We start from the raw sequence: 17801 nt of genomic DNA on the forward strand, positions 1-17801 counted from the left end.
AAGCGCCGTCCAGCACCAAAGCGCCGTCCAGCATTAGGAGCGGCCGGCTCGTCATCCGGGAACCCGTCTGGCCAGGGAGGCGCCAAATTGCCTTCCATTAAGGCGCTTCACGATTTCGTGATATCGCAGTGCAATACGAATATTGCATCGCACCATTAATTATGTCATATAAGCCGTGCCCCGGGCCAATGAGGACGGGGTGAGCCCATAGCTCAACCCAATGAGGATGGAGAGAACCCCATGACCACCGAAACCAACACTGCCTTCGAGGGCTTCAAGGACGCTTTCAAGAACATCCAGAACCTGGAAGTTCCCGAGGCCGCCCGCGAGTTCGTCAAGAAGTCCGCCAACACCGCCAAGGACCGTGCTGCCGAGGTGTTCGCTGGCTCCGAGCGCGTGACCGCCGCCGTCGAGAATGCGGTGACCGAGTCCGTCACCGAGGCCGGCAAGATCAGCCGCAACATCCAGCAGGCAATCTACGAGGACGCCGAGGCGTTCTTCTCGGGCATCGACAAGCTCGCGTCCGCCAAGTCGATCAGCGAAGCCGTCGAGATCCAGTCGAGCCTGCTCCGCGCCCGCGGCGAAGTCTTCGTCTCGCGCGCCAAGGCGACCGCCGACTATGTCGGCAAGCTCGCCGCCAACGGTGCGAAGTCCGCTCAGGACAACTTTGCCAAGGTCTACACCAAGACCGCTTGATACGGCATCCTGAGTACAAACTGAAATTTGAGGCCCGCTTCGGCGGGCCTTTGTTTTTGCGCTGCCGTCATTGCGGGCGAAGCGAAGCATACAGTCCGTCGACGTGGAAAAACTCTGGATTGCTTCGCTTCGCTCGCAATGACGAGTAGGGTGATGCAGTGATGACCCCGCCCGCCACCTTCTCCTTCGATAGCCCCGGTGACGCCGAACGCGCGGCGGAGCTTCGCCGCGTGAAAGCACTGGCGACGCTGGTGCTGGCCTCGACGCTTGCGCTGTTCGTCGTCGCGAAATGGCTTCTGCCAGTGCATCCCGTGTTCGGCTTCATCGCGGCCTTTGCGGAAGCTGCGACCATCGGCGGGCTTGCCGACTGGTACGCGGTGGTCGCGCTGTTCAAGCGGCCGCTCGGCCTGCCGATCCCGCACACCGCGATCATCCAGAGCAACCAGGCCCGCATCGCCGACAAGCTCGGCGAGTTCATCCAGGTGCATTTCCTCGAGGCCGGCCCCGTCGAGGCCAAGCTGAGGGAGATCGATTTCGGCTCCTTCGTCGCCGACTGGCTGCGCGACCGCAAGCGCAGCGATGATCTCGCGCGTTTCGCGTTGCGCCTGCTGCCGGAGGCCGTCTCCGCTACGGAAAGCTCCGGTCTGATGACCTTCATCATTCGCCGCATGTCCTCGCAGCTCCAGGCGATCGACCTTGCGCCGCTCGCGGCCGGTACGCTGCGCGGCTTCGTCGCGGAAGGGCGGCATCAGATCCTGTTCGACGATCTGCTGCGCGTGATGCACGAGACGCTGAACCAGAACGAGACGATGGCGATGATCCGCGAGAAGGTGCGCGCGGAGTTGCCGACCCTGCTCAGGCTCTATCGCGCCGACAAGTTTCTGGTGAACAAGATCGTGGCGTCCGCCACCGCTTTCTTCAATGAGGTGCGCAGCGATCCCAAACATCCGTTTCGCGGTGAATTCGATCGCATGGTGCTGGGCTTCGTCGATCGGCTCGGCACCGATCAGGCCTATATCGATCGTATCGACGGATTGAAGCGCGATCTGCTCGCCCGGCCCGAGCTTGCCGATCTCGCCCGCACCGTCTGGGCCAACACGCGTTCCTTCATCGAGCGCAGCGCGAGCGGCGAGACGCAGGTGCTGCAGCATCATCTTGCCGGCATGTTCGTCGCAGCCGGCGAGGCGCTCGCCAGCGATGCCGAGCTCCGCGGCGAGATCAACAAGGGCCTGGTGGCGGTGCTGCGCAGCTTCGTTGCGGATCAGAAGAGCGGCGTCTCCACCTTCATTTCCGACCAGGTCAAGGCGTGGGATATGGCGCAGCTGATTTCGCTGATTGAAATCAACATCGGCCGCGACCTGCAATACATCCGCTTCAACGGTTCGTTGATCGGCGGGCTCGCAGGTCTTGCGCTCTACTCCGTAGAATTCCTGCTTCGATGGTTGTGACTTTTGCGTCACGGACGCTGGCATTCACGTGCGGGCCTATTGTCGCCTTGGGCTTCACCCGCTTGAATGTCCGGAACCGGCCGCCTAGCTGATTCATGCTGCGTTGCGGAACGTTCAAGAAGCCGGACTGTTGGAATTCGTAGCCATTTGCCGGCATCGCAACCGGTAGCTTTTCAGCAATTCTGCCCAGGGGACCATTGATGACCGCTACTGCCCAGACGCTGCGTCCGCCGTCCCGTACCCTGATGTTCCTGGAAGGGCGCGCGATCCACGAGTTCGGCGCATTCCTCGGCGCGCTACCGCTGCTGAGCCTTGCGCCCCGCGGCGATGGGCATCCGGTGCTGGTGTTCCCGGGCCTCGTGGCCTCCGACGCGTCGACGCGCGCGCTGCGCTCGTTTCTGACCAGCAAGGGCTATGCGGCAAGCGGCTGGCGCCAAGGCCGCAACTACGGCCTGCGCGAGGGCGTGCAGCATGCGATGGTCGATCTCGTGCAGGAGCTCAGCGACAGGCATGGCTGCAAGATCAGTCTGGTCGGCTGGAGCCTCGGCGGCCTCTATGCGCGCCAGCTCGCCAAGATGATGCCGGCGCGCGTGCGCCAGGTGATCACGCTCGGCAGCCCCTTCGCGGGCGATCCCCGTTCGACCAATGCCTGGCGCGTCTATGAATGGGCGAGCGGGCGGAAGTCCGACGAGGTCGATCCGCAGTTCGGCGGCGAGCTCGCCGTCCCGCCGCCGGTGCCGACCACCGCCATCTTCAGCCGCACCGACGGCGTCTGCGCCTGGCAGGGCTGTATGGAGAAGACGGGCGCGCAGACCGAGAGCATCGAGGTCGAGAGCAGCCATTGCGGCATGGGCCATCATCCGGCCGCCGTCTATGCGGTCGCCGACCGCCTCGCGCAGAAGGAAGGCCAGTGGCGGCCGTTCGACCGCAGCGGCTGGCGCAGCATGGTCTATCCCGATCCGCACAGGTAGTTGCTTCCTTCGCCTCTCCCCACGTGCGAGGAGAGGCCGACACGCGAAGCGCGGCGGGTGAGGGGACTCTCCGCGAGCCCATTTGTCACTGTGTTTACGGATACAGCCCCTCACCCCGACCCTCTCCCCGTAAGAACGGGCAGAGGGAGAGCAAGAGCGTCGCGCCCTTCCATTGTCGTGCCCGCACCAAACGCGCTATGCCTCGGGCATGGCGCATCCATTGTCCCGCATCATCGACCTGCTCAAGCGTGAGCCGTCACGCACGGGCTCCATCGTCATCACCGTGTTCGGCGATGCCATCGTGCCGCGCGGCGGCTCGGTCTGGCTCGGCACGCTGTTGGAGTTCTTCGAGAGTCTCGACATCGATGCCGGCGTGGTGCGCACCGCGATGTCGCGCCTTGCCGCCGATGGCTGGCTGATGCGTGAAAAGGTTGGGCGTAACAGTTTTTATCGCCTGGCCGACAAGGGAAGTCAGACCTTTGAGGCCGCCACGCGCCACATCTACGATCCGCCGTCGTCGGACTGGACCGGGCGCTTCGAGCTACTCCTGATCGGCAATGGCGAGGATCGCGACGTCTCGCGCGAAGCGCTGCGCAACGCCGGCTTCGGCAGTCCGTTGCCCGGCGTGTGGGTCGCGCCATCAGGCGTGCCGGTGCCGGACGAGGCTGCCGGGGCGATCCGTCTTGAAGTCTCGGCTGAAGATGACAGCGGCCGCCGTCTGCTCAGCGCGAGCTGGCCGCTGGACCGCACCGCCGACGCCTATCTGAAATTCATGAAGACGTTCGAGCCGATCCGTGCCGCTATCGCGCGCGGTGCGGATTTGTCCGAGGCCGACGCCTTCACCGCGCGCATCCTGCTGATCCACTACTACCGCCGCGTCGTGTTGCGCGATCCGCTGCTGCCCGAGAGCTTGCTGCCGGGCGACTGGCCCGGCAGGGCAGCACGTGAACTCTGCGGTGAGGTCTATCGCGCGCTGCTCGCGCCGTCGGAACAATGGCTTGATAGCCATGGAACCAATGAGAAGGGGCCACTGCCGCCGGCTCGAAAGCTTCTGGAGCGGAGGTTCGAGGCCTGATTTATATGTTACAGAAATATCTTGCATGAAGTAATTTTTGTTATATATTGCCTCCCAATAAACGGGAGGATGCGCATGTATACCCAGGCGCTGAACACGGCCGAGACCGACGATCGCGGTCTCGAGGATGCGGCGAAGGCTGCGCAATTCCAGGCGCGCATCGATGCCGAGGAGCGCATCGAGCCGAACGACTGGATGCCGGCGGCCTATCGCAAGACGCTCACCCGCCAGATCTCGCAGCACGCCCATTCCGAAATTGTCGGCATGCTGCCTGAGGGCAACTGGATCACGCGCGCGCCGACCTTGCGCCGCAAGGCGGCGCTACTGGCCAAGGTGCAGGACGAATGCGGCCACGGGCTCTATCTCTATGCCGCTGCCGAGACGCTCGGCACGTCGCGCGAAGAGCTGGTCGACGCCATGCTTGCCGGCAAGGCCAAATATTCCTCGATCTTCAACTATCCGACGCTGACCTGGGCCGATATCGGCACCATCGGCTGGCTGGTGGACGGCGCCGCGATCATGAACCAGATCCCGCTGTGTCGTTGCTCCTACGGCCCGTACGCACGCGCGATGATCCGCGTCTGCAAGGAGGAGTCCTTCCACCAGCGCCAGGGCTACGAGATCATGCTGACGCTGTGCCGCGGCTCGGATGAGCAGAAGGCGATGGCGCAGGATGCACTGAACAGGTGGTGGTGGCCGGTGCTGATGATGTTCGGTCCGCCCGATGCGACGAGCCAGCACAGCGACACCTCGACGAAGTGGAAGATCAAGCGCTTCTCCAACGACGAGCTGCGCCAGAAGTTCGTCGATGCCACCGTGCCGCAGGCGCAATATCTCGGCCTCACCATTCCCGATCCCGGCATGACGCAGGATGCCGAAGGGCACTGGCGCTACAGCGAGATCGACTGGACCGAATTCAAGCAGGTGCTCGCCGGCAACGGCCCGTGCAACCGCGATCGGCTTGCCGCGCGTCGCAAGGCGCACGATGAGGGCGCCTGGGTGCGTGAGGCTGCAGCTAGCTATGCCGCCAAGCGCGCGCAGCGTCAGACCGCACAAGCCGCGGAATAAGGAGATCAATATGGCCACGCCGAACACGCCGCTGTGGGAAGTCTTCATTCGCAGCCGCAACGGGCTCGCGCACAAGCATGTCGGCTCGCTGCATGCGAACGACGCCACCATGGCGCTGCAGGCCGCGCGCGACATCTACACCCGCCGCGGCGAGGGTCTGTCGATCTGGGTCGTGCCGTCGACCGCGATCACCGCGAGCGATCCCGCCGAGAAGGGCATGATGTTCGAGCCGGCGGAATCGAAGATCTACCGGCATCCGACCTTCTATGAGGTGCCGGAAGAAGTGGGGCACATGTGATGCTTGTGGCCAACATCCAGGTCGCGGAAACACCGCTGGTGCTCTACGCGCTGCGCCGCGCCGACGATGCGCTGATTCTCGGCCACCGGCTGTCGGAATGGTGCGGACATGCGCCGATGCTGGAAGAGGACATGGCGCTCTCCAATATCGCGCTCGATCTCATCGGCCAGGCGCGGGAGCTCTACAGCTACGCAGCCAAGGCCGAAGGAAAGGACAACAACGAGGACAAGCTAGCCTACCTGCGCGACGTCAGGCAGTATCGCAACCTGCTGCTGGTCGAGCAGCCGAATGGCGACTTTGCCCGGACCCTGGTGCGGCAGTTCTTCTATTCCGCCTTCGCCGACCTCTATTGGCGGGCGATGATGGCCTCGCGTGATCCGACGCTCGCGGCCATTGCCGCCAAGTCCGAGAAGGAGAGCGCTTATCATCTGCGCCACGCCTCGGAATGGATCATTCGGCTCGGCGACGGCACCGGCGAGAGTCACGTCAGGGCGCAGGCCGCGATCGATCACCTCTGGGCCTTCACCGGTGAGATGTTCGCCGTCGATGACGGAGAACGCGCCCTGATCCATGCCGGTATCGCGATTGATCCCGGCAGCTTGCGCGGTCGCTGGCTGACGATGCTCTCCGATGTCGTCAGCGAAGCAACACTCACGCTGCCGCAAAACGACTGGATGCAGCAGGGCGGCCGGTCCGGCCGTCACAGCGAGCATCTCGGTCATCTCCTGTCCGAGCTGCAGTCGATGCAGCGTACTTTTCCGGGGCAGACATGGTGACGGTGCTTGAACGCGACAGCGAGCTGCGCCGGCGCGCCTGGGACGCCGCGGCGGCCGTCGTTGACCCGGAAATTCCGGTGCTGACCATCGCCGATCTCGGCGTGCTCCGTGATGTCGTTCTCGACGGCGATCATGTCGAGGTCGCGATCACCCCGACCTATTCGGGCTGCCCGGCCATGAACATGATCGCACTCGAAATCGAGGTCGCACTGGAGCGCGCCGGCTTCCATCGACCGAAAGTGCGCACCGTGCTGTCGCCGGCATGGACCACCGACTGGATGAGCGAAGAGGGCCGCCGCAAGCTGCGCGCCTACGGCATCGCGCCACCGCAGGCGTCAAGCTCCCGACGCGCGCTGTTCGGCGAGCAGGCCGTCGCGTGCCCACAATGCGGCTCTGACAAGACCGAGCTGCTGTCCGAATTCGGCTCGACCTCCTGCAAGGCGCTGTGGCGCTGCAAGGCCTGCCGCGAACCCTTCGATTATTTCAAGTGTCATTGATCATGTCCGCAGCCGCACCGCGCTTTCATCGCCTGACCATCAACGACCTCCGTCGCGAGGCGGCCGACGCCGTGTCGATGACCTTTGCGGTCCCCGGCGAACTCGCGGGCGATTACGCTTTCGCGCCCGGCCAGTACCTCACGCTCCGCACCATGCTGGATGGCGAGGAAGTCCGGCGCTCCTATTCGATCTGCTCGGGTCCTGACGATGGCGAGATCCGCATTGCCGTGAAGAAGGTCGACGGCGGAGCATTTTCGAACTGGGCGGCGGATGAACTCAAATGCGGCGACGAGCTCGACGTCATGACGCCGACCGGTCGCTTCGGCGTGATCCCGCCGGCGGATAGCGGACGCATCCATGTCGGCTTTGCGGCAGGCTCCGGCATCACGCCGATCCTGTCGATCGTCAAGGGCGTGCTCGCGCGCGAGCCGGACAGCCGCTTCTTCCTGTTCTACGGCAACCGCGCCACCGACAACATCATGTTCCTGGAGGCACTCGAGGAGCTCAAGGACCGCTTCATCGATCGCCTCTCGATCTTCCACGTCATCTCCGGCGAGGAGCAGGACATCCCGATCCTGTATGGCCGGCTGGACGGCGACAAGGTGCGGGTGCTGCTACGCTCGCTGGTGCCGGCCGCCAGCGTCGACCATGCCTTCATCTGTGGTCCCCTTGGCATGAGCGAGGAGATCGAGGCGACTTGCAGGGATCTCGGCATCGCGGAGGAGCGCATCCACGTGGAGCGCTTCGTCTCCGAATTCGGCGGCAAGCCGCGGCCGAAGAAAATCGTTGCGCCCGACGCGCCGCCGAAGGCGATCGCCTCGCTGATCATCGACGGCAAGCGCCGCGACGTGCCGGTTGCCGAGGACGAGGCGATCCTCGATGCCGCGCTGCGCGCCGGCGTCGATCTGCCCTTTGCCTGCAAGGGCGGCATGTGCTCGACCTGCCGCGCCAAGCTGGTCGAGGGCGAGGCGCCGATGGACATCAACTATTCGCTGGAGCCGTGGGAACTAAAGGCCGGCTTCGTCCTGACCTGCCAGGCAAAGCCGTCGTCGGAGCGGGTCGTCGTCGATTATGATCACGTTTGACAGCTATGGCCGGGCAGCAGAGCATTGTGGCCAAACATTTGGCCGGGAGAAGCGCGTGAACGTCAAAGCCAACCTGTCGCCCGAGGATATCGCCCGCGCCTGCGCCGAGGCCATGTGGGCGGAGGATGATGCCTCCAAGGGTCTCGGCATGGAGATCGTCGAGATCGGTCCGGGCTTCGCGACGCTGGCGATGAATGTGCGGCCGGACATGGTCAACGGCCAGCGCATCGCGCATGGCGGCTTCATCTTCACGCTCGCCGATTCCGCCTTCGCCTTTGCCTGCAATTCGCACAATGAACGTGTCGTGGCGGCACAGGGCCAGATCACCTTCATCAAGCCGGGCAGGCTTGGTGACCGCCTCGTTGCAAAAGCGCGCGAGGTCAGCCGTGGCGGACGCTCGGGCATCTACGACGTGCGCGTGACAGCGGGCGACACCGTCATCGCGGAATTCCGCGGGCATTCGCGTGTCATTCCCGGCACGTGGCTGCCGACGCAAGAACAGTAAGAGTCCAATAGAAAGAACCAATCAATGTGGGGAAGCGAGGATGGCTCTGACGAGGCTCAAGGAAGGTGGCAACGCCTATAGTGCCGAGATGGACGCGCATGAGCGCGCGTCACGCGACGAGATCATGGCGCTGCAAACGCAGCGGCTGGCCTGGTCGCTGAAGCACGCCTACGACAATGTCGGGCATTACCGCCAGGCCTTCGACAAGGCCGGCGTGCATCCGTCCGACTTTCGCGAGCTCTCCGATCTCGCGAAATTCCCGTTCACGGTGAAGACGGATCTGCGCGACAATTATCCGTTCAACATGTTCGCCGTGCCCCGCGAAAAGCTGGTGCGCGTGCATGCGTCGTCCGGCACTACAGGCAAGCCGATCGTGGTGGGCTATACGCAACGCGACATCGATACCTGGTCGGAGGTGATGGCGCGCTCGATTCGCGCCGCCGGCGGCCGCACCGGCATGATCATCCACAACGCCTATGGCTACGGCCTGTTTACCGGCGGATTGGGCGTGCACTATGGCGCCGAAAAACTTGGTTGCACCGTGGTGCCGATCTCCGGCGGCATGACCGAGCGGCAGGTGCAGCTCATCAACGACTTCCGGCCCGACATCATAACGGTGACGCCGAGCTACATGCTGGCGATCCTCGACGAGTTCAAGCGCCAGAAGCTCGACCCGCGTCAGTGCTCGCTCAAGGTCGGCATCTTCGGGGCCGAGCCCTGGACCAATGCGATGCGCGGCGAGATCGAGGATGCCTTCGACATGGACGCGACCGACATCTATGGCCTCTCGGAGGTGATCGGCCCCGGCGTCGCGCAGGAATGCATCGAGACCAAGGACGGCCTGCACATCTGGGAGGACCATTTTTATCCCGAGGTGATCGACCCGGAGACTGGCGCGGTGCTGCCGGACGGCGCGAAGGGCGAGCTGGTCTTCACCTCGCTGACCAAGGAAGCCTTCCCGGTGATCCGCTATCGCACCCGCGACCTGACGCGGCTGCTGCCGGGCACGGCGCGGCCGGGCATGCGGCGGATGGAGAAGGTGACGGGCCGTTCGGACGACATGATCATCCTGCGCGGCGTCAACCTGTTCCCGACCCAGATCGAGGAAGTGCTGCTCGCGACCGACTGGTGCGGCGGCCACTTCATCATGGAGCTGACCCGCGAAGGCCGCATGGACGAGCTGACCATCATCGCCGAGGCGCGGCCCGAAAGCTGGGACGGTCGGGGTCTCGTCGATCACGCCGACCGCATCTCGACCCACATCAAGAACACCATCGGCATCAGTTCCCAGGTGCGCGTGGTCGCGCCGGCCACGCTGGAGCGCTCGCTCGGCAAGGCCAAGCGCCTCTACGACAAGCGGCCAAAGGATTGACTTGGCTGCCCCCAAAGGCGACAAGGCCCGCGAGAAATCGTGGGTCTTTCGATGTCGACAGCCGATAGCATAACCGCCGAAGCGCGATGCGTGCGCCTCAATGCCAAGGCCGAGAACGCCGCCGCGATTGCGCCGGTGATCGAACGCCATGCGCTCGCGCGCGGTCCGAACGATCTGTTGATCGAGGTGAAGGCGGCGGCCGTCAATCCGTCGGACGTCAAGGCTGCGACCGGGCTGATGCCCTATGCTGTCTTCCCGCGCACGCCCGGTCGCGACTACGCCGGCGTGGTGATTGACGGGCCGGCCGACGCGATCGGCCGCGAGGTGTTCGGCTCCTCCGGCGATCTCGGCATCCGCCGTGACGGCACCCATGCAACACATCTCGTCGTCGAGGCCGACGCCGTGGTGGAGAAGCCGAAGACGGTGTCCTGGGAGGAGGCCGCCGGCATCGGCGTGCCCTTCGTCACCGCAATGGAAGGCTTTCGCCGCGCCGGCATTCCAAAGCCCGGTGAAACCGTGCTGGTGTTCGGCGTCAACGGCAAGGTCGGTCAGGCCGCCGTGCAGATCGCGACCTGGCAGGACGCGCGCGTCATCGGCGTGGTGCGCAAGGCGGAAGCCTATGAGGGCCATGCCAACGCGCCCATGGAGGTGATCGACGCCTCCGCAACCGATGTCGCCACCCGCGTGCGCGAATTGACCGGCGGCAAGGGCGCCGACATCGTGTTCAACACGGTCGGCGATCCCTATTTCCAGGCCGCGCACAAGTCGCTAGCACTGCGCGGCCGCCAGATCCTGATCGCCGCGATCGACCGCATCGTGCAGTTCAACATCCTCGAATTCTACCGGGGGCAGCACACCTATGTCGGCATCGACACGCTCGGGCTGTCCTCGGCCGCAACCGGCGCGGTGCTGCGCGACCTCCGTTCCGGCTTTGCGAGCGGGCACCTGAAGCCGTTCCCGATCAAGGCGAATGCCGTCTATCCGCTGGAGCGCGCCAAGGAGGCCTATGTCGCCGTCGCCGGTTCCTCGCGGGATCGCGTGATCCTGAAGCCGTAACACACCGTCATTGCGAGCGCAGCGAAGCAATCCAGAAATGTATCCGCGGAGACAGTCTGGATTGCTTCGTCGCTTCGCTCCTCGCAATGACGGAGAATGGCGAGAGACCTGAGAACCAAAGATGGATTCCACTCAACTCGTCATCCTTGCCGGCCTCGTCATCGGGCTCATCTATGGCGCCGTGGGCCTGCTCAGCGGTTTCTGCCTGATGAGCAGCATGCGCGGCTGGCTGGCCGAAGGAGACGGGCGGCTGGTGCGGACCTTTGCGATGGCGATTGCTGTTGCGGTTGCTGCGAGCCAATTCCTTGCCGGTAGCGGCATGGTCGATCTCGGCAAGTCGATCTATCTGCAACAATCCTTCTCGGTGCCGGTGCTGTTCCTCGGCGGCCTGTTGTTCGGCTACGGCGTGGTGCTGTCGAACGGTTGCGGCTCGCGGGCGCTGGTGCTGCTGGGCCGCGGCAATCTCCGTTCCTTCGTCGTCGTGATCGTGCTCGCCATCGCCGCGCAGATGACGCTCAAGGGCCTGATCGCGCCGGTGCGCATTGCGCTGGTTCAGGCCTCGCAAACGACCGTCAACGCCAATTCGCTGCCGTCACTGTTGGCCACGCTCGGTCCCGGTGAAGCGGTCTCGCGCGCGCTGAGCGCTGCGGCCATCGCCGTTGCGCTGATCCTGTTTGCGTTCGCGCACCCGGCATTCCGGCGTTCGCCGGGCCAGATTGCGGCCGGTGTCGTCGTCGGGCTCCTGGTCGCCAGCGGCTGGTTCGTCACCGGATATCTCGGTGCCGACGATTTCAATCCGGTCCCGGTGACCTCGCTGACCTTCGTCGCGCCGATCGCCGATAGCCTGCAATACGCCATGCTCTCGACCGGTCTGACGCTCAACTTCGGCATCGCCACCGTGGCCGGCGTTTTCGCCGGCAGCCTCGTCACCGCGCTCGCTACAGGCCGTTTCCACCTCGAAGGCTATTCCTCGCCGCGGCACATGCTGCGGTCTGCCGGTGGCGCCGCGCTGATGGGGATCGGCGGCGTGATGGCGTTCGGCTGCTCGATCGGGCAGGGGCTCACCGGCGTATCGACACTCGCTTTGGGCTCGTTCGTCGCGGTCGCCGGCATCCTGCTCGGCACGACGGCCGGCCTGCGCGGTGCACTGCGGGTTCAGCCGCTCGCGGTGGCCTGACCGCGCAGCAGCCGGCCGCCCAGCGTCGCAAGACCGATGCCGGTGACGATCAGTCCGGCCGCGACAGCTAGGCTCATGTCGATCGGCTCGCCCAGCAGGATCGCCGCGCTGGCGATGCCAACGAGCGGGGTCCCGGTGGTGCCGAGCGAGGTCGTCAGGGCCGAGATGCTCTTGTTGACCATCGACATCGCCCAATAGGCCAGTGCCGTTCCGATCAGCCCCGAATACAGGAACAGCAGCACGAGCTTCCACGACCATTCCGCGTGCGGCAGGCCATCCGTGACCATCGCCGATCCGGTCAACACGATGGTTGCGACGAGCACCTGCCAGATCAGAAGCTGGAGCGGCGACGCGATCCAGCGATGCGCGCGGATATAGATGATGTTCGCGGCCCAGGAGATCGCGGCCAGGATGACCATGCCGGCGCCGAGCACGACGTTGCCATTGGTCCAGTCGATCGATGCCGGGTTCAGGATCACGGCAAGGCCGATCAGTCCGAGCAGGGCGCCGGCGAGTTTTGGCGCGGTCAGCGTATCTTTCGCCAGCAGAGGCGCGGCGATCGCGACCCAGAGCGGCGTGGTGTAGCCGAGCACGATGGCCTTGCTCGCGGGCAGGAAGCGCACACCGGCCGCAACCAGGACCGAGAACACCGTCATGTGCAGCAGTGCGACGCTCAGGATCACCGGAATGTCGCGCCGCTCCGGGATCATCAGATTGTTGCTCAGCCCGAGGATCACGAACAATCCGGCCAGCGCGATCCAGCTCCTGATCGCCGAAGTCCATAATGGCGGAAGGAACTGGACGAGTTGCTTCGTCACCGACCAGTTCACGCCCCAGGCCAGCACGACGATGAGGAACAAGCCGACGGCCGCGCGGGAAGAGAGGGAGTTCATCGCAAAATCCTTGAAGCAGTCCAGACCGGCGCATAGCATCCGGACTGGCACCTGAAAAAGTGCCAGATTTGAAAGGAATGAGGTGCCAGTTTCAGAAGGTGTGATCTCCGCCCTGATCGAGCTGAAGCGGACCGACGACGAGGGGCTGGTGGCGCAACTGACGAGCCAGCTCCGCGGCTTGATTGCGACCGGTCGGCTCGGCAAGGGACGAGCGCTACCGTCGAGCCGCCGGCTTGCGAGCGATCTCGGCGTCTCGCGCAATACCGTCACTTATGCGTTCGAACAGCTTGCGGCGGAGGGATATCTCGAGGCGTCGCACGGTCGTCGTCCCATGGTCACGGTCGACGGCGGCCGTAACGAAGGGACGGGTGCCGTCGCACCGAGCGTCCGCTCTGGCAAGGCGCGGCTCTCGCCCTGGGCGTCGAAGCTCAAGCAGACCGACTGGCCGATGTCCTATCAGGCGCCGCTAAAACCCCTGCGTCCGGGGCATGGAGATGCGCGGGAGTTTCCGCACGAAGTGTGGGCCCGCTGCCTGCGCCGCAGCGCGGTGCGCGCAGCCAAGCGCGAGCTCGGACCGGTGAACCGGACCCACCTGCGTGAGGCGCTGGCGCATTATCTGGCCGCCAGCAGGGGCGTCCGCGCCACCGCAGACCAGATCCTGATCCTGCCGAGCGCGCAGGCCGCGCTGACCCTGATTGCGGCTGCGCTCATCACGCCCGGCGACGATGTCTGGGTCGAGGATCCCGGCTATCCCGGCGCTGCGGCGGCCTTCCGTGCCTCCGGCGCGCGCGTGATGGGGATGAAGCTCGATGAGCAGGGCATGCAGCGGATGCCGGGACTGGCCGCGCCAAAGCTCATTTTCATGACGCCCTCGCATCAGCACCCGACCGGGCGGCTGATGTCGCTCGCGCGCCGCACCGAATTCTTGGGCATGAGCAGGCCAGGCGAGACTTGGATCGTCGAAGACGATTACGACGGCGAATTTCATTATGACAGCCGGCCGGTGCCGGCCTTGCAGGGGTTAGACGCCCATGGCCGCGTGTTCTATGTCGGAACGTTTTCGAAGGCGATGACGTCGGATATCCGGCTCGGTTATGTCGTTGTGCCACCAGGGCTGGTCGGCACCCTGGAGATCGCACAGCGGCACATCGGGCTGATCGCCTCCAGCCACATCCAGGAAGCGCTGGCGGAGTTCATTGCCGACGGGCATTTTCTCGCGCATCTGCGCCGGATGCGACGGCTCTATCACGCGCGCCGCGATCACCTCGTCGAAGGACTGCAACGCCATCTGGGCGAAGTTCTCTCCGCCGAAGTGCCCTCGGGTGGCATCCAGCTGGTCGCCCGCCTCAAGCGCGGTCGCGCCGATCAGGCGGCGGTGCAACGGCTGGTCGAGGCAGGCGTCGAAACTCGGGCCCTGTCCAGCCTGGCGCTCGGCCGTCCACGCGACCATGGCCTGCTGGTCGGCTTCGCAGCGTGGCGCGAGAATGAGATCAGCGCGGCGGTGCGGATGATGGCGTCGTGCTTCTGATGCAGGCGCGCTAAAGCGCGATGAGATTGGGTCGAATCGTCATCGCGCTTTAGCTCTTTCTTTGAGCATGATCTTTTCGGAAAACCGCTTCACACTTTTCCGGATCATGCTCTAGTCCACGGCCTTCGTCACGATGCGGATCTCCGAGGTCAAAGTCCGGTGCACCGGACACTTGTCGGCGATCTCCATCAGCTTCTTGCGCTGCTCCGCATCGAGCGCGCCGTCGATCGCGATGTCGCGCTCGATCTGGTCGAGCAGGCCGTCCCGCGTCTCGCACTCCGCGCAATCCTTGGCGTGGATTTTCGAGTGCTTCAGCGTGACCGTGACGCGATCGAGCGGCAGCGATTTGCGATCGGCATAAAGGCGCATGGTCATGGAGGTGCAGGCACCAAGGCCGGCCAGCAGGAAGTCATAGGGGCCGGGGCCGGCATCCTCGCCGCCGGCCGCAATCGGCTCGTCCGCCACCAGATGATGCGGGCCGACGATGATGGCCTGGTTGAACTTGCTTTTGCGGGTCTCCTGCACCACGACCCTGCGCGGCTCCTCAGCGACATCCGTGGCCTTCTCAGGCTTCGCGGTGTCGATGTAGCGGCTGGCCCAGGCCGCGATCACGTCGGCCGCGTAGAGGGCGTCGGCCGGCTTGGTCAGGAGATGATCGGCGTGGTCGAGCGAGACGAAGCTCTTGGGGTGCCTGGCCGCAACGAAAATCTTGGTCGCATTGTCGATGCCGACGGTGTCGTCGACAGGGGACTGCATCACCAGCAGGGCCTTGTGCAGGCCGGTGATGTCCTTCATCAGTTCTTGCTCTGCGATGTCGTCGAGGAATTCGCGCTTGATCCGGAACGGGCGTCCCGCGAGCGAGACCTCGACTTCGCCCTGCGTGCGGATGCTGTCGAGATGCTCGCCGAACAGACCGGTGACGTGAGCGGGATCGGACGGCGCCGCGATGGTCACGACAGCCTTGGCTTCCGGAATCCTTCCGGCGGCAGCGAGGATCGCGGCACCACCCAGGCTGTGGCCGATCAGGATCGACGGCGCCGTGCGGACCTGGCGCAGATGATCGGCGGCGTGCACGAGGTCGGCGACGTTGGAGGAGAACGTCGAATTGGCAAAATCGCCTTCGCTGGAGCCGAGCCCGGTGAAGTCGAAGCGCAGCACCGCGATGCCCTTGGCGGCGAGCGCGACCGAGATGCGTTTTGCCGCCAGGGTGTCCTTGCCGCAGGTGAAGCAGTGCGCGAACAGCGCGTAGGCCGCGGGCTCGCCATCGGGCAGTTCCAGCGCGGCAGCCAGTTGATGGTCACCTTCGCCGGTGAATTGAAAGCGTTCGGTCGGCATGGGCTTCCCCCGTCCTTGCTTGAACCTAATCGGCTGAATAACGCTGCTCGGCCCAGGGATCGCCGCGGTTATGATAGCCGCGGACTTCCCAGAAGCCCGGCGCGTCCTCCGTCAGGAATTCGATGGCCTGAAGCCATTTGGCACTCTTCCAGAAATACAGATGCGGCACGACGAGCCGTACCGGGCCGCCGTGCTCTTCGGTCAGCGGCTGACCCGACCAGCTGTGGGCGAGCAGGGCGTCCTCGGCGGCAAAGTCTTCCAGCGTGAGGTTGGTGGTGTAGCCGTCATGGGAATGCAGGACCACGAAGCGCGCGTCCTCGCGCGGCTGGCAAGCTGCGAGCAACTCGCGCGTGGCGAGGCCTTCCCACTCATTGTCGTAGCGCGACCAGGTCGTCACGCAATGGATGTCGGACGTGATCTGCGCCTGCTTCTGTGCCGCGAATTCGGCAAAGGTCCAGAACACGGGGGTCTCGATCGCGCCGTAAACGTCGAGCCGCCAGCGTTCGCGCGAAACCGGCGGCACGACTCCGAGATCGAGCACCGGCCAGTCCTTGGTGAGATGCTGGCCCGGCGGCAGCCGCTGATCCTCCGGTCGCGTAATGCGGCCCGTGAGGAAGCGGCCTTCGCGCGCCCATTTCTCCTTGGTGCGCGTCAGCTTGCTGTCGGGCGGCTCGTTGTCGTCGGCCATGAGCTACTCGTGGCGATGCATCGCGGAGGCGTGCTTGGTGTCACGCATGGTGGAATAGATGATCAGCGACAGGCAGATGACGCCGGCGAGATAGTAGTAGAACCACTCCTCGTGCCCGATGCTCTTGAAATAGAGCGCGATCGCCGGCGCCGTCCCGCCGAAGATCGAGACCGTGATGGCGTAGGGCAGGCCGACGCCAAGGGCGCGGACATTGGTCGGGAACAGCTCGGCCTTCACCACGGCGTTGATCGAGGTGTAGCCGGCGACGAACAGCCAGGCGGCGCAGATCAGGATGAAGGCCATGAACGGCGACTTGGTCTCCTTCAGCGTCATCAGCAGCGGCACGGTCGCGAGCGTGCCCGCGACGCCGAAGAAGATCAGCAACGGCTTGCGCCCGATCTTGTCGGAGATCGCGCCGTAGATCGGCTGGAGGATGGTCGCGAAGATCAGCGTGCCGAAGATCACGAAAGTGGTCTGGTCCTCGGTCAGCCCGACCGAGAGTTTGACGAAGGTCTGCATGTAGGTAGTGAAGGTGTAGAACGCTGCGGTGCCGCCGGCCGTGAGGCCCACTACCAGCAGCAACTCGCGCGGGTAGCGTAGCAGATTGGCCAGCGAGCCGGTTGGCTTCACCACTTTCTTGGCTTCCTCGAAGGCCTCGGTCTCGTGCAGATTGCGCCGCATCACCGCGGCAAAGATCGCCAGCGCCGCGCCGATCGCAAACGGGATGCGCCAGCCCCAGGCCTTGAGCTCCTCCGGCGTGAGGAAGACCTTTTGCAGGAGCAGCAGCACGATGATCGCCGTGAGCTGGCCGCCGATCAGGGTGACGTACTGGAAGCTCGAATAGAAACCGCGATGCTTGGGATCGGCGACCTCGCTCAGGTAAGTGGCGCTGGCACCATATTCGCCGCCGAGGCTCAGGCCCTCGATGACGCGAGCGAGCGCCAGGATCACCGGTGCGGCGAAACCGATCGTCGCATAGGTCGGCGTCAGCGCGATGATCAGCGAGCCGAAGCACATGAAGACGACCGACAAGGTCAGCGAGATGCGACGGCCGAAATGGTCCGCGATGTAGCCGAACAGCCAGCCGCCCAGAGGGCGCATCAGGAAGGTTGCCGCGAACACGACGGCGACGTTCAGTTGCTGGACGACGGGGTCGTTGCCGGGGAAGAAGGCCGGAGCGAAGTAGAGCGCGAACGCCGTATAGGCGTAAAAATCGTACCACTCGACGAGATTGCCGATCGAGCCGATGAAGATCGCCTTGATCCGCCGCTCGGCGTCGGCGAGGTCGATGTGATCAGAGGCCGGTAGGATTGCTTGCTCTGTCACGTCCGGC

Annotated in this window: 18 protein-coding genes; 14 read left to right on the forward strand and 4 right to left on the reverse strand. The window is 64.7% G+C overall.

What is annotated here, in order from left to right; translation table 11 throughout:
• The first annotated feature begins 240 nt into the window (after positions 1-240).
• From ACKWRH_RS12725 to ACKWRH_RS12785, 13 genes are all read left to right on the forward strand, one after another.
• The gene (locus ACKWRH_RS12725) at positions 241-696 is read left to right on the forward strand and encodes a phasin (protein WP_071915875.1); all 456 of its coding nucleotides are present in this window, start codon (positions 241-243) and stop codon (positions 694-696) included.
• Between the two features lie 161 nt (positions 697-857).
• On the forward strand, positions 858-2144 hold the full coding sequence (locus ACKWRH_RS12730) for a DUF445 domain-containing protein (protein WP_445220811.1): 1287 nt from the start codon (positions 858-860) through the stop codon (positions 2142-2144).
• Positions 2145-2344: 200 nt separating this feature from the next.
• Positions 2345-3115: an esterase/lipase family protein gene (locus ACKWRH_RS12735; protein WP_445220812.1), complete on the forward strand. Its 771-nt coding sequence runs from the start codon at positions 2345-2347 to the stop codon at positions 3113-3115.
• A gap of 208 nt (positions 3116-3323) precedes the next feature.
• The gene (gene paaX / locus ACKWRH_RS12740) at positions 3324-4190 is read left to right on the forward strand and encodes a phenylacetic acid degradation operon negative regulatory protein PaaX (protein WP_445220813.1); all 867 of its coding nucleotides are present in this window, start codon (positions 3324-3326) and stop codon (positions 4188-4190) included.
• Between the two features lie 75 nt (positions 4191-4265).
• Positions 4266-5258, forward strand: coding sequence for a 1,2-phenylacetyl-CoA epoxidase subunit PaaA (paaA, locus tag ACKWRH_RS12745; RefSeq protein WP_208085634.1), 993 nt, complete (start codon positions 4266-4268; stop codon positions 5256-5258).
• Between the two features lie 10 nt (positions 5259-5268).
• On the forward strand, positions 5269-5556 hold the full coding sequence (gene paaB / locus ACKWRH_RS12750) for a 1,2-phenylacetyl-CoA epoxidase subunit PaaB (RefSeq protein ID WP_014496929.1): 288 nt from the start codon (positions 5269-5271) through the stop codon (positions 5554-5556).
• Complete coding sequence (gene paaC / locus ACKWRH_RS12755) at positions 5556-6332, forward strand: 1,2-phenylacetyl-CoA epoxidase subunit PaaC (protein ID WP_445220814.1); 777 nt, start codon at positions 5556-5558, stop codon at positions 6330-6332. Before paaB ends, paaC begins: the two co-directional genes overlap by 1 nt.
• The gene (gene paaD, locus ACKWRH_RS12760) at positions 6326-6829 is read left to right on the forward strand and encodes a 1,2-phenylacetyl-CoA epoxidase subunit PaaD (RefSeq protein WP_445220815.1); all 504 of its coding nucleotides are present in this window, start codon (positions 6326-6328) and stop codon (positions 6827-6829) included. Before paaC ends, paaD begins: the two co-directional genes overlap by 7 nt.
• A 2-nt stretch (positions 6830-6831) precedes the next feature.
• The gene (gene paaE, locus ACKWRH_RS12765) at positions 6832-7914 is read left to right on the forward strand and encodes a 1,2-phenylacetyl-CoA epoxidase subunit PaaE (RefSeq protein ID WP_445220816.1); all 1083 of its coding nucleotides are present in this window, start codon (positions 6832-6834) and stop codon (positions 7912-7914) included.
• 55 nt (positions 7915-7969) lie between these two features.
• The gene (gene paaI / locus ACKWRH_RS12770) at positions 7970-8419 is read left to right on the forward strand and encodes a hydroxyphenylacetyl-CoA thioesterase PaaI (RefSeq protein ID WP_445220817.1); all 450 of its coding nucleotides are present in this window, start codon (positions 7970-7972) and stop codon (positions 8417-8419) included.
• A gap of 40 nt (positions 8420-8459) precedes the next feature.
• Complete coding sequence (paaK, locus tag ACKWRH_RS12775; RefSeq protein ID WP_445220818.1) at positions 8460-9791, forward strand: phenylacetate--CoA ligase PaaK; 1332 nt, start codon at positions 8460-8462, stop codon at positions 9789-9791.
• A 51-nt stretch (positions 9792-9842) separates the two neighbouring features.
• Positions 9843-10847, forward strand: coding sequence for a quinone oxidoreductase family protein (locus ACKWRH_RS12780; RefSeq protein WP_445220819.1), 1005 nt, complete (start codon positions 9843-9845; stop codon positions 10845-10847).
• Positions 10848-10968: 121 nt separating this feature from the next.
• Positions 10969-12024 carry a YeeE/YedE family protein gene (locus ACKWRH_RS12785; RefSeq protein WP_445220820.1) on the forward strand — a complete coding sequence of 352 codons (1056 nt, stop codon included), beginning with the start codon at positions 10969-10971 and terminating at the stop codon, positions 12022-12024.
• On the opposite strand, the gene ACKWRH_RS12790 is transcribed toward ACKWRH_RS12785, so the two are convergent.
• Positions 12003-12917 (reverse strand): DMT family transporter, encoded by a 915-nt coding sequence (locus ACKWRH_RS12790; RefSeq protein WP_445220821.1) that lies wholly within the window; start codon positions 12915-12917, stop codon positions 12003-12005. The two genes, ACKWRH_RS12785 and ACKWRH_RS12790, sit on opposite strands and share 22 nt — an antisense overlap.
• A gap of 82 nt (positions 12918-12999) precedes the next feature.
• On the opposite strand from ACKWRH_RS12790, the gene pdxR reads away from it, so the two are divergent.
• Positions 13000-14445 (forward strand): MocR-like pyridoxine biosynthesis transcription factor PdxR, encoded by a 1446-nt coding sequence (gene pdxR / locus ACKWRH_RS12795; protein WP_445220822.1) that lies wholly within the window; start codon positions 13000-13002, stop codon positions 14443-14445.
• Positions 14446-14556: 111 nt separating this feature from the next.
• On the opposite strand, the gene ACKWRH_RS12800 is transcribed toward pdxR, so the two are convergent.
• Genes ACKWRH_RS12800 through ACKWRH_RS12810 form a run of 3 tightly spaced genes read right to left on the reverse strand, consistent with a single transcriptional unit; the run spans position 14557 to position 17794 of the window.
• Positions 14557-15780 (reverse strand): bifunctional alpha/beta hydrolase/OsmC family protein, encoded by a 1224-nt coding sequence (locus ACKWRH_RS12800; RefSeq protein WP_445220823.1) that lies wholly within the window; start codon positions 15778-15780, stop codon positions 14557-14559.
• Positions 15781-15805: 25 nt separating this feature from the next.
• The gene (locus ACKWRH_RS12805) at positions 15806-16468 is read right to left on the reverse strand and encodes a sulfite oxidase-like oxidoreductase (RefSeq protein WP_445220824.1); all 663 of its coding nucleotides are present in this window, start codon (positions 16466-16468) and stop codon (positions 15806-15808) included.
• 3 nt (positions 16469-16471) lie between these two features.
• The gene (locus ACKWRH_RS12810; protein WP_445220825.1) at positions 16472-17794 is read right to left on the reverse strand and encodes an MFS transporter; all 1323 of its coding nucleotides are present in this window, start codon (positions 17792-17794) and stop codon (positions 16472-16474) included.
• Positions 17795-17801: the final 7 nt, after the last annotated feature.

Source organism: Bradyrhizobium sp. Pa8, from assembly GCF_052588265.1.